The sequence below is a fragment of the Bacillus sp. GW823-FHT06B01 genome (assembly GCF_058952315.1).
Genome location: NZ_JBXAHR010000017.1, coordinates 1 through 11,794 on the forward strand (window position 1 = coordinate 1; position 11,794 = coordinate 11,794).

Genomic DNA, 11,794 nt, shown 5'->3' on the forward strand with positions numbered 1-11,794 from the left:
CTTGGAGTAATTACTTTAGAATGTGTTTTAATTCCAAACGTAATCTGATCGATATCTGTTTCGAAATCTGCTAATTGGTTAGGCTCTGTCCCACGAAATGCTAGGATTATATCATCATAATGTGTTGCATTTTCTTTGTAATCTTTTTTCGGTACTACTGCAATAGCTTCTAATCCATTTTTTACTTTTTGACAATCTGCATTAATTGATTCTATAACTACCCATTTCTTACCATCGACCCCTTTTATTTCCGCTCCTTTGTGTAAAGAATCATCGTCATAAACGTTACTTGATAACTCGAAATAATCTTCATCTGTCGCAATTGGATTTTTTTTGAATTCACTCATATGTTTCAACTCGTTTCATGGTATATTTTAACTATATTCAAATACAAGGGGATTTTAAATGAAAAAGAAATTGGTAATTATTTTATCCATTATTTGTATTATAGCAGGAGGATATTTTACTATGGAATACTTAAAACAAAAAGAAGAAGAGGAAAAGTTTTGGAAAGTACAAGAAGTACGAGTAGAAAAGTATATTCGTTATAATATTCAGGATGTAAAATCTATCACATTTACAGAACATAAAGTAAATCCAATGGGTATTCCTTATATAAAAGGATATATAAATGATGATAAGGAATTGTGGTTTAATGCTAGTATAAGTACTACAGAAAACTTTGAAGATAAATTCTCGCGTTCTGGAGAACTTGGAAAACTAATAAAAGACCCTGAAAAATCAGTATCTGAAATTGAAAAAGAAGAGAAGGAAAAGAAACAAGAGTAGTCTTTGCGATTACTCTTGTTTCTTATTATAGAAAAATAAAATATTTGAAAGTTTTTAACAATGGATTATAATATATTTAGTAAAATTAACCAAATGCGTATTTTACTCATTATGTACTAAAGGGGAGATAAAAATGGCAGGACAAATTCGTATGTCACCAGAGGAGCTTAAATCGAAAGCGACTCGATATGGACAAGGTGCAAATCAAATTGAGGACATTTTACGTCAACTACAAAACTTACAAAATGAATTAAGAGGAGAATGGGAAGGCCGTGCATTTGAAGGTTTTGACCAACAGTTCAATGAATTAAAGCCAAAAGTACAAAACTTTGCACAGCTATTACAAGAAATTAATATGCAGCTTAATAAAACTGCAGAGGCTGTTGCTTCTCATGATGAAGAATTATCACGTAATTTCGGTTTGAAATAAGAAATGTTGTCATTTTTACATAAAATTCTTGGAAAATGATAGAAAGTAGACTAGTATTCAAAAGTTTACTTTCAATAAAATGAAAAGAGTCCTATTAATTTAGGACTCTTTTCATTTTAGGGTAATAAAGGGAGTAAAGTGATCAGTAGTAGAGGTCGTTGCATGTGTTGGTCAATCAAAACGGACCTAGCGAAGCGAAGGGAGTATTTGACTTGACCAACTAGACTACACCCCGAACCCTCTTGGTATTGAACAAACCACTGTTTGTTCCTGCCAACCGGCGAGGGAGCCCCTCAAGGATTGAGGGGTTGGGGAGTTCGATTGATGGGGTCAAGGGGAAGTGTTCCCCTTGTAGGTTCGGACAAAGTCCGAGAGTTTTGCCATGCTAGACATGGCTCGGCGAAGTCGAAAAGCGTCGTAGACCCCTATCAATTTTGATGCGTTAGCGTCAAAATACGTATAGGGTTACGTTAATTGACATCATTTCGTCGCTTTGCTAGACTGATGGTATCAATTAATCTAGGGAAAGTGGTGGCACTTTATGTTGGGTTCTATCTCATTTAATCAATCTCACCAAAGTTCATTAAGCCATAATAACAGAGAAAATATTCATGGGAATCCTGGCATTGATCCATCCAGGTTACATGAGAATATTTATTTTGTTCAAAAGGATATCCGAAGTGTATACAAGGATATCTTTCAAGAAGCGGTGGACAAATATAACGAGAAACAAAAACGAAATGACCGTAAAATTGATGATTATTATGACAAAATACATAAAGACGATAAGACGCATGAGCAACGAGAATTAGTCGTAGCGATCGGGGAAGGGAAAGATGACTCGAAATATAGGGAAGCCAAAAAGGAAGCGCTGAAGCGTTATGCTGAGGCTTTCCAAGAGAGAAATCCAAACCTAGCGGTTTATAACATGGTTTTACATGATGATGAAGCGAATCCGCATTTACATATTAACTATGTACCGAATTTTGAAAGTAGTCGAGGATTAACGAGGCGTGTCGGAATGGATAGAGCTTTGCAGCAACAAGGTGTAGAAGGAACAGGAAGAAAGTTAATTGCACATTGGAGGGAATTAGAAACAGCCTATATTGAGCAATTAGCGAAAGAATACATTCCGAATTTTGAACGTGCTAATGTAGGTTCTCATAAGTACATGAAAGTCCGTCAATACAAGGAATATGCAGAAGCGAAGTCAACTATTGAAAATCAAGTACAAGAAAAAGAAACAGAATTGCAAACGATTGACGATCATTTAAAAAACGTTGAAGAGAAAACAAACGAATTACATGTAGTGAAAAAGAGTTTGGAAGGTGATGTCGTTGATACGTACAAAGAATTAGAGGTAGTGAAACAACAAGTAGAGAGCGAAAGTGAAAAGCTGAAGTTAATTGGTCAGCGTCATATAGAGTTAGAAAAAAGAGTAGAACAAATGCAAAAAGAATTAGATAGTACTATGGATCAAGTACCAAATGAACCTGTTAAAATTCCATTTTTACGTAAAGAAGTAGTAGTAGAAGTACAGGATAAAATGTTTGGAAAAGCTGAAATCACGAAGAAACAGACAAGAAATTTTGTGTTATCACCAGAACAATATCAAGAAATAACAAAACAAGTGAATGCAGCGGTTACTATCAAAAAGGATTATGAGCGTTTGAAAAAGACAGACTTTGTGAAAGAGAACGAGAGTTTAAAAGTGAATGCAGAGGGATGGATGAAAGAAAATCGAACGTTGAAACAAGAAAAAAGTAAGTTGCAAAAAGAAGTTGGTGTATTAAATAGAGAAATTAGCTCATTAAAAGCTCATATAAAGGGGTTGCAGATGAATATAAGAGTTTTGTATGTACAAACGAAAAAAGTTTTTAAAGAGCAATTTAAGGCGTTTAGAGGGATTATTAAAAATGAATTGGATAGTAAGGGAATAGATAATCAATTTGAACGTGAGCATAAAAAAGAAATGAATAAACATCGTGGATTGGATATGGAGCGATAAAATAGTAAGGAAACTTTGTTTTTATCTTTAAGGTTATTGAAAACGTGATAGAATGAAAAAAAGAGCCATGCGGGAACATGACTCTTTTCATAGGGTATTCTACGAAAATACCTAAACTTCATTTATCTGATTATAGATTATCATAATTTGATTTATAATCAAATAGCAAAAAATAGGTGTTTTTGTTGATTCCCTCAATTAAGGAGGAATTAACCTAGATATGACAAAAAAAATTATTGATTTTGAACAAGCTGAAAAAAAGGCAAAAGAAAGAGATAGTAAAATTAATAGCATTTATGAAAAACTTGAAGGTAGTGGTGGACTTTCTGAAGAAGAAAGAGTCATTATGCTGCAAGTATTAAGTAAAATGTCTGGTGGAGAAGAGTATTTTATTGGTAAAAAGAAAAAACCTACAGATCGGGTGAGATTTGTTCAAATGATTACAGAGAATATTGATTATTTATGTGAAATTGGTTATTTAACTCAACCAGAAAAAGCATTTTTATTTGATATTTCAAGATTTCTAGAATTTAAATCAAATGTTATTGTTGAAAAAAATGAAAATGATGATATAAAACCGAATACAGCGTCTCCTAGTTATTTGGCTAAGAAATTAGGAAAAACAAGGACTTCTATTTCAAAAATGATGAATGAATTGCTTGAAAAAGGGGTTTTAGGAGTTGCAGAAACAGGTGTAATAACTGAAGATGGAAGGGCTTGTTCAGCAAGAACTTGGTTTGTTAATCCTAATATATTATGTAATTCACCTAAAGATGATATTGATAGAGCGACTCAACAAATTTTTTCAAAGGCATTACGTAATATCAAAATCGAAGGTAATAAGAAAAAACATAAACTACCAATTTATTTATTTTAGATGTCAATTTTTATATTGACATCTTTTTTTATTTAGGATTTTCTATTTTTTAGGTGTTAAAAAAAATTAACACAGGTGTTAATTTTTTTTAACACCTCATGTCTTATAAACCCTTGATATTACTGACTTTCTTTACTTTGCTCTTCTCACTCTTATATATAGGGCTAAAAGTTCCGCAAGGAACAGGTAGTATTTTTGAGCAAACAACGCTCAAAAATCTCCACCTTCATAATAAAAAAGTCGGTTCGTTTATCCTCACCTAAAGACTATTGTCTTTTCTTTTTTATTATGTCCTTGCAAAACGTTTTTCGGCTCGTGTGCTTTTCTCGCCAAGCCGACAGACAAAAAGCAAAGCAATGGTTCTCGACTTGGACTAGCAAGTATACGAGCCGAACCGCCTAGATCATTCGTCCCCAAATAGTTTTTATTCAAAAATTGATACGTAATACGTGGGGTTTCGTCCCCACACGACGAGCCAGCACTCTAGCCAAAAAGCAAAGGGAAGACTAAAAGATAATATAAAACCAGACTAAGAACAAAATAAGCTGCCCATATGGACAGCTTATTTACATAATTTTCGTTATTGGTAGCAAGTTTTTTTCTATGCAATGGTCAGGTGTTAGGTAGTATTTTCCCATTAAAATAGTTTAATTATTAGAAGATCTAATCAATCAGATTTATTGACATTAGGGTGGATTATAGTTTAATATTTAGAAAAATATCTAAATATAAATATTACGGTTTAGTTTTAAGATAAGGGGGAAAGAAATTGAATCAAGCTTTTAAAGCTTTAGCGGATCCCACAAGAAGAAAAATCTTAGATTTATTAAAGGATTCGGATTTAACGGCCGGAGAAATTGCAGAACATTTTGATATGACAAAACCTAGTGTTTCACATCATTTAAATCTTTTAAAGAATACAAAATTAGTACAGGACGAAAAAAAAGGACAATTTATTATTTATTCTCTTAATACTACAGTGTTTCAAGATTTAATTGCGTGGTTTTTTACTTTTACTGAAAAAGAATAGGTTCAATAAGAAAGGTGATTTCTATGAAAAAACATATTTTCCCTTTAATAATTATCATTTTGACGACCTTAATGTGGATTATTACGTTTAATCAACTACCTTCTAAATTAATAACGCATTGGGATATTAATGGTGTTAGTAATTCATATTCTGATAAATTTGTAACAATGCTTTTATTTATTGGTTTAATGATTGGACAATATTTATTATCAATATTGTTAACGAAAATTGATCCTAAAAAGGTAAATTACGAAAAATTTTCTAAAGGATATAATATAGTTTTTAATATGATGTTAGTAATTTTAGCAATTATTAATGTAATAACTATACTGACAGGTTTAGGATATAACCTTCCAATTATTACGTTGGGACATGTAATATTAGGTGGTATTTTCATCATATTAGGGAACTATCTACAACAAGTAAGACCAAACTTTTTTATAGGAATTCGTACTCCTTGGACATTAAGTAGTGAAAAAGTGTGGAAGGATACCCATAGATTTAGTTCTAAATTATTTGTTATTGCAGGTATAGTAATTATTTGTGCAATGTTTATGCCTATAAGTTGGACACAGCCTATTATTTTTACATCCGCTATTATATGTATTGTATTATCTATGCTCTCTTCATATTTGTTTTTTAGAAAATCTATAAAATAAAAAACAAAAACAGGCCATGAATAAACATTCATGGCCTGTTAACATAACGTCCTATTATCGGTAGCAACTATTTTGATAGAATCCTTGTAGAAACAAGGATTCTTGCTTTCATGTCTATTTATCTCTTATACATGATTTTATACATCGTTGATATAGCGGGGATTCTAGGGATCCCCGCTATTCTTTTTTTGCATAAAATCTTGTATAAATAAAAAAGCTTTTGATGTTATTATCGAGAAGTAATACATATCGGTGGTAAAATCGGAATGTATTTCGGAAATTAAATCGGTTTTAAAATCGGTTTTCATATCGGTTGTAAGTACATTCCGATTTTGATTGGAATGTTGGTTTAATCGTGTTTTTTAAGTAAAAAACGTATTCCGTTTTTTGGGGAGGAATAAAAATTGGAACTAAAATCGGAAATGCACACACCGAAAATTGTTGCGGATCTTTTAGGAATCACACCCGATTTGTTAAAGGTATGGTCAAATGAATTTAATATACAAACAGAGCGAAGTCAGGGAGGACATCGTAGATACTCGAAGGAAAATATAGAAGAATTAAAAGCAATAAAAGAAAAAATACAGGCCCAAAAATGGTCTTACGATCAAGTTCGGTCATGGCGAAACGGAGAACTTGATTCGTTTGTTTCAAAAGAAGAAAAATCAGAATTAGAAAAGAAACTGAATGAAGTATTAGAAAATCAACAGTTACAAAATCAATTTAATCAAGCACTCGTTCAGAAACTACAAGAAATTACGAATGAATTGGTTACAACAAAAGAACATTTAGCGAATACGGAGAAAAAGTTAACTGAAGTAGAAGGGAAAAACAGTGAATTAGAAGTTTTTATAGAGAAGAAGCTAGAGAAACGAGATCAGTTATTGCTTGAAAACATTAGAGATATGCAGGCACAAAATCAGAAACAAAAACGGAAAGGTTTTTTCGGTTTGTTTAAAAAGTAAATTTGGCTGGTATTTTATGTAGGGTTCTAATGTCGGAAAAAGAAGAATAGAAATATAGCATACATACAATAAGGGAATGCAGTATAGATCAGTCTACAAGCATTCCCTTGCTATTGATATGTTATGTGTTTAGTAAAGTATTATTATAGTATAGGACCATAAATAAATATTAATAGGGTTATTAAAGCTTCAATTAAAGATATTATAAAAATTATTTTATAGTTTACTTTTATGTTTTTATAACTTAATTTTTGACCTATATAATTAAGCAATAAAAATATAAAAAAAAGTGGAAGTGTAGATAATAAAATATTTAACATAATAAAACCTCCTTTTTTGTAAAATCTTGACTTTTCTGAAAACAAATGTAACATAGTGTTTGAGAGTGGAAAATATTTCAATAAAAGGGGGATTTTTGTGTCTTTGTTTAAACGTGTTGTAAAATTGTTATTTGTTTTTGGTTTAATCTTTTCAGGAATTGCTGGTTTTAATACGTCTAAGGTGTCTGCAGATTCTAAAGAGGTTAATTATCAAGCTTTAACTTCAGAACAGTTAAAAGAAATTAATGAGAAATTAGAAGAAATGAAGAATGATATTAATTTACAACTTTCTGAAGGTAAAGAAGATGTTTTTTCTAGTAGAAAAGTATCTTTTTCCGATGAGCCTTTAATTATGGCTTTTAATAGTGTTGATAATTTTAATGGTAATGGTTTTGCACTTGCGGCACAACAAAAGAAAAATTTCTCTGGTTATGTGGCTAATACATTTCCGGGAGCTGGTTTTAAACATACTGTTTCTGGATGGTTTTTATATGGTTCAGGTAAAGTAGGTAACTATGATTATGATCCAGATTTAACAGGTCCATTGTATTCTAAGAGCAATTCTACTAAAGCAAATAGACTTGATGACAGTGTAGTTCGTATTACTAGTAGTGGAACATTTAAAGCATTAAAGTATGCACCAGTTGAGTATAGTACTAAGGTTGTTATTGAATTGTATGGTAGTGGAACGTATAGAGTTGTTACAGCTAAAATTAATTAATTTTTATGTCAGAATAAATAACTGTTAGAAATATTTTGAGTGGGTGGATATTTATGAGAAAAGTCATTGCTGGTTTATTTGTTGTTGCAACCACTTTATCAGCCCCGTTTGTAGGGTTTAGTGAGGCTTCTGCAGCAAGTGCATCAAATGCAGTTTTACAAGCTAGTCAAACATCTTCATCAACTTCTAGGATTACTGTGAATGGTTCTATGAAAATAGTTGTTCAAAATTGGGGAACAAAAGATATAGGCTATACTATTTTTAAAAGAGGATCTGTTTATGCGACTGGTAATCTAAAAGGTGGAAAAAGTTATAATAACACTATATCTTTGCCAAAAGATGATTATTCAGTAAGGTTATATTGTGGTGGTCCTTCTGGTGGTTCAACTGGCTGTTCTGGTCAGGTCTCTATTGCTAATAAATAAAAAAAGCCCTGTAAAGGGCTTTTTTTATTTATTGGGGTACCAGGGTTTTGGAAAAAAACTAGGCTAAGCAAAAAATACAATAAGGGAATGCAGTATAGATCAGTCTACAAGCATTCCCTTGCTATAAAAATGTTAATAATATTTTAATGATGTTGCTACTATGTATGTCATATTGATTAAGAATAAAAAGATTAATATATCTAGTGTTAAAAAGACATATAATATTATTTTTATCTTTTTAGATATTTCGTTTTTAATCATATATATAATGAATAGCATTGTAGTTGTTTGGAATAGCATGGTAAAAAATAAAAATGTAATAGCAAATACCATATTCCCTGGTATAAATGGAGTATTCATTATAAGTAGAGAACTAATTATATTAAGAATAAGCGTAGTTAGTATAAAAATATATTTATAGATGTTTTTAATTTTGATCACCTACTTTAATTTTTTGTTTGATAATATAGTTGTTTATTTTTATGGTTATATATAAGTATTTTGTTATTATTTTCGTCTACAATGTAAACATCTTTTTCTTGCCAATCTATCCCGTGAGGTATATCTTTTTCGATTGAAAATAAAACGTCTTTATTTCTAAAAGGAATTGAATTTTGATTAGCATGAATGTTTATTTCATGTTCTTTTGTTTGAATGCTATAATCTCCTGAATAATTGGAGAAGAACGGTGTTAATTTACTATAAATATATAAAATTTCTTTTTTATCGCTTTCTTGATAAAAGTGGGAATTAATAACCTTTAAATCTGATGTTTTTATGTCTTTTGGTATAAGTAAAAAGGCAACGAGACAATAAAATATAACGACAATAGTAATTAAAGAATATATGTAGAGAGCGGCTATTAATAAATATCTTTTATAATTGCTTTGTTTTATTATCTGATTTTGCAAATTTGAATCCTCCTTTAATAAAGAATCAATTGAAACATTAAATAGATTGCTTAAGGCTAATAAATTGGTTAGATCAGGAAGACTTTTTCCTAGTTCCCATTTAGATATAACTTGTCTTGAAATAAATAATTGGCTGGCTACATCTTCTTGTGTCATGTTATTTATTAATCTTAAATGTTTTATTTTTTTTCCAATGTCCATATATGTACCTCCTTTAATCACTTTAATTATTCTAATGTTAAATAGTAAGAAACGCATCGTAGCGTTATAAAAAAGGCATGCAATGATCTGTTGCGAACTCTTTTATTGTGATTTACCTACTAAAAAAATGTATTAGCGTGGGTTTTATGTCAAAATTCTGGTAGTACCCAAAAATTAATGAATTGATTATGTAAAAAAAGTACCTTGAGATATTCTGAAGGTACTTTTTTATTTAAAAGGGTATAATTAGTGGAAAAAGGAGGTTTTTTTGGTTTTGAATAAATTTTTTTCCACTTTATTAGGACTAGCAATTATAGGAGCATTTTGTTATGGTGTTTTTTATTCTTTAAGTTGGTTTTATCAAAGTTTTTTATCTTTAGATGCTAGGATTTCAGCTGCTCTTATTACTGGTCTTTTTGCAATCTTGGGTGCATCATTATCTATTTCTATTCCTAAGTATTTTGAAAAAAAGAAAGAAATAGAGTCTTATCATAGAGATCAAAAAAGTCCTATGTATAGAGAATTACTTGATTTTCTCTTTACTATATTTATGGGGCAAAAAGCTGGTAAGCAAATGAGTGAAAAGGAATTAATAGAATTCATGTCTAAATTTACCCAAAATATAATTTTATGGGGTTCGGAAGATGTTATTAAACAATATGGTGTTTTCCGTAATTATTTTATGAATCGTCCTGTAGATCAGGAAACAGATTTGGAAGAAATAAAAATAATGGAGGATTTATTATTAGCTGTTCGTAAGGATATGGGACATAATAATAAACATTTAGAAACTGGTGATTTATTATCATTATTTATTAATGATTTAAAGGATTATCTTGATAAAGAAAAAACAGCATAATTTCAAATTTAATAGATTTGTTCAAAACAAACCTATTAAATTTGAAATGTATCTAATATATTATCTTTTTCTTCTTTATTGATTCCAATATATTTAAGTGTGACTTGAGGTGTGCTGTGATTCAATATTTCTTGTAACATGGCCACATCTTTTGTTTGTTTATAGAACCAATAGCCGAAGGTTTTGCGCATAGTGTGGGTCCCGATAGATTCTACACCGGCAAAATCTCCGGCTTTTTGCAATTGTCGATAAGCTTGGATCTTACTAATGGGTTGATCTCCTTTTCGTGATGGGAATAACCAGGTATTTTCTAGGGTTTGAGCATATGAGTAGACCTCATCAAAAATAGAAGTAAGATTAATCATGCGTTCTTTCTTCGTTTTTCCCTCTTTGATCTTGAATTCTTTTCTCTTTTTCTGTTTTAACCTTAATATAGTTTGTATTTCGATTTGGAGTAGATCGCTGATACGTAATCCTGTATTGATTCCAATTAGGAATAGAATATAGTCTCGTTCTGAACAGTGTCGTTTTAAAGCCCATTTCATATCTTCGATCTGTTCTTTGCTACGGATAGGTTGGACATCAATGAGATGTGGTTTTTTATTCATGAATTTACGGCCCCTTTACTTACAGTGATTTGAATGTATACTTTTGTTGTGTATTTTGAGGATATCAGCGGATTCGGTGGTAAGTCAATGATTAAGGGGAAATGAATGTAAACTAATATTCAAAAGTTTACTTTCAGGAATAACAAAAAAAGAGTCCTGTATTAAGAGGACTTTTTTTCTATTTCCCTTATTTTTTTCCGCAACTGTTTGCCAAGTGAACATGCTCATTAAAAATTTTGTTGTTAATTTGTTTTTCATATTTTTTTAATGTTTCATTTATTTTACTACCAGTTTTACTTTCGAAACTTTTCTCTAGTTCTGATGCTATATCTCTTGTATTTGTTTGTAAATCGTGAAATATCCCTATGTTTTTTTGAAGAGCATATGTATCTTCTTTTATAATATCTATTGATTTAAACTCTACCTCTGTTTTTAACATCATACGCTGCATTTCTTTTTCAATTTGTTTTTTAGCAGCTTGTAATTCATCAACAACCTGATTTGCTAAATCTCCTGCAGCTCCTGCAGCATTTTCGATTTGTTTTTCTATCTTTTTAATTTCTCCCATAAAATCGATCATATAATTATCCCCTTATTTAATTTGAAAATTTGATGCTAATTGGTTGTCTTTATCTCTTAGTGAATTTGCTGCATCACTAATATCATCTCCGAATCGGCTTAAACTCTTTTGTTCTTTTTTTAAAAGATGGATTAATTCTTCTGCTAGGTTTGCGTCATGAAAATAGTCATTTCCACCTTTTCTAATTTTAGCAATTTGTGAGATGGCTTCATCTACTTCGTGTTCTTCTAATAAATGATATCTTCCGCCTGGCCCTGTTTCATGTTTTAATTGATTTTTTAACTTTTGAACTGCTTCAGCTTCGTTTCTTTGAAACTCTTCTATATTTTTTGCGATATCTGATAATCGATTGCTGAGTGTTTGAATTTTTTTTGCTTGTTTTATAATATCTTCAGGTTCTAATTTTAATAT

15 protein-coding genes and 2 pseudogenes are annotated in these 11,794 nt (G+C 30.7%); 10 read left to right on the forward strand and 7 right to left on the reverse strand.

The genetic code is table 11. From position 1 onward, the window contains the following. Positions 1–347 (reverse strand): annotated as a pseudogene (locus AC1Q8N_RS28485) (cytoplasmic protein); the annotation flags it as partial. Between the two features lie 58 nt (positions 348–405). On the opposite strand from AC1Q8N_RS28485, the gene AC1Q8N_RS28490 reads away from it, so the two are divergent. The 4 genes from AC1Q8N_RS28490 to AC1Q8N_RS28505 all read left to right on the forward strand — a co-directional run bounded on the left by AC1Q8N_RS28490 (position 406) and on the right by AC1Q8N_RS28505 (position 4,104). Then, entirely contained in the window at positions 406–789 is a 384-nt protein-coding gene (locus AC1Q8N_RS28490) for a DUF1433 domain-containing protein (RefSeq protein ID WP_000728331.1), read from the forward strand. Positions 790–922: 133 nt separating this feature from the next. Continuing rightward, positions 923–1,219 carry a WXG100 family type VII secretion target gene (locus AC1Q8N_RS28495; protein ID WP_000918596.1) on the forward strand — a complete coding sequence of 99 codons (297 nt, stop codon included), beginning with the start codon at positions 923–925 and terminating at the stop codon, positions 1,217–1,219. A 541-nt stretch (positions 1,220–1,760) separates the two neighbouring features. Beyond that, positions 1,761–3,227 carry a plasmid recombination protein gene (locus tag AC1Q8N_RS28500; protein WP_493521506.1) on the forward strand — a complete coding sequence of 489 codons (1,467 nt, stop codon included), beginning with the start codon at positions 1,761–1,763 and terminating at the stop codon, positions 3,225–3,227. Between the two features lie 220 nt (positions 3,228–3,447). Further along, complete coding sequence (locus AC1Q8N_RS28505) at positions 3,448–4,104, forward strand: MarR family transcriptional regulator (RefSeq protein WP_493521507.1); 657 nt, start codon at positions 3,448–3,450, stop codon at positions 4,102–4,104. Between the two features lie 255 nt (positions 4,105–4,359). Here the strand turns inward: AC1Q8N_RS28505 and AC1Q8N_RS28510 are convergent, their stop codons facing one another. Beyond that, complete coding sequence (locus tag AC1Q8N_RS28510; protein ID WP_493521508.1) at positions 4,360–4,521, reverse strand: hypothetical protein; 162 nt, start codon at positions 4,519–4,521, stop codon at positions 4,360–4,362. A gap of 352 nt (positions 4,522–4,873) precedes the next feature. Between AC1Q8N_RS28510 and AC1Q8N_RS28515 the strand changes: the two genes are divergently transcribed. The 3 genes from AC1Q8N_RS28515 to AC1Q8N_RS28525 all read left to right on the forward strand — a co-directional run bounded on the left by AC1Q8N_RS28515 (position 4,874) and on the right by AC1Q8N_RS28525 (position 6,758). Then, positions 4,874–5,134, forward strand: a complete 261-nt coding sequence (locus AC1Q8N_RS28515; RefSeq protein ID WP_001070522.1) for an autorepressor SdpR family transcription factor — start codon at positions 4,874–4,876, stop codon at positions 5,132–5,134. 23 nt (positions 5,135–5,157) lie between these two features. Beyond that, entirely contained in the window at positions 5,158–5,793 is a 636-nt protein-coding gene (locus AC1Q8N_RS28520) for an SdpI family protein (protein WP_098681434.1), read from the forward strand. Between the two features lie 404 nt (positions 5,794–6,197). Further along, the gene (locus AC1Q8N_RS28525; RefSeq protein WP_000421199.1) at positions 6,198–6,758 is read left to right on the forward strand and encodes a MerR family transcriptional regulator; all 561 of its coding nucleotides are present in this window, start codon (positions 6,198–6,200) and stop codon (positions 6,756–6,758) included. 143 nt (positions 6,759–6,901) lie between these two features. On the opposite strand, the gene AC1Q8N_RS28530 is transcribed toward AC1Q8N_RS28525, so the two are convergent. Then, on the reverse strand, positions 6,902–7,078 hold the full coding sequence (locus tag AC1Q8N_RS28530; RefSeq protein WP_180228553.1) for a hypothetical protein: 177 nt from the start codon (positions 7,076–7,078) through the stop codon (positions 6,902–6,904). A gap of 97 nt (positions 7,079–7,175) precedes the next feature. Here AC1Q8N_RS28530 and AC1Q8N_RS28535 point away from each other — a divergent pair, with 97 nt between their 5' ends. Both AC1Q8N_RS28535 and AC1Q8N_RS28540 read left to right on the forward strand, forming a co-directional pair. Beyond that, positions 7,176–7,799, forward strand: a complete 624-nt coding sequence (locus tag AC1Q8N_RS28535; protein ID WP_493521509.1) for a hypothetical protein — start codon at positions 7,176–7,178, stop codon at positions 7,797–7,799. Between the two features lie 53 nt (positions 7,800–7,852). Further along, positions 7,853–8,224, forward strand: a complete 372-nt coding sequence (locus AC1Q8N_RS28540) for a hypothetical protein (RefSeq protein WP_098816116.1) — start codon at positions 7,853–7,855, stop codon at positions 8,222–8,224. Between the two features lie 446 nt (positions 8,225–8,670). On the opposite strand, the gene AC1Q8N_RS28545 is transcribed toward AC1Q8N_RS28540, so the two are convergent. Further along, the gene (locus tag AC1Q8N_RS28545) at positions 8,671–9,336 is read right to left on the reverse strand and encodes a helix-turn-helix domain-containing protein (RefSeq protein ID WP_493521510.1); all 666 of its coding nucleotides are present in this window, start codon (positions 9,334–9,336) and stop codon (positions 8,671–8,673) included. Between the two features lie 274 nt (positions 9,337–9,610). Between AC1Q8N_RS28545 and AC1Q8N_RS28550 the strand changes: the two genes are divergently transcribed. Continuing rightward, on the forward strand, positions 9,611–10,195 hold the full coding sequence (locus AC1Q8N_RS28550; protein ID WP_493521511.1) for a hypothetical protein: 585 nt from the start codon (positions 9,611–9,613) through the stop codon (positions 10,193–10,195). 35 nt (positions 10,196–10,230) lie between these two features. Here the strand turns inward: AC1Q8N_RS28550 and AC1Q8N_RS28555 are convergent, their stop codons facing one another. From AC1Q8N_RS28555 to AC1Q8N_RS28565, 3 genes and pseudogenes are all read right to left on the reverse strand, one after another. Continuing rightward, on the reverse strand, positions 10,231–10,803 hold the full coding sequence (locus tag AC1Q8N_RS28555; RefSeq protein ID WP_493521512.1) for a tyrosine-type recombinase/integrase: 573 nt from the start codon (positions 10,801–10,803) through the stop codon (positions 10,231–10,233). 187 nt (positions 10,804–10,990) lie between these two features. Next, a complete protein-coding gene (locus AC1Q8N_RS28560) occupies positions 10,991–11,383 on the reverse strand; it encodes a hypothetical protein (RefSeq protein WP_000564895.1) in 393 nt (130 codons plus the stop codon). Positions 11,384–11,395: 12 nt separating this feature from the next. Further along, positions 11,396–11,794, reverse strand: a pseudogene (locus tag AC1Q8N_RS28565) (cytoplasmic protein); the annotation flags it as partial.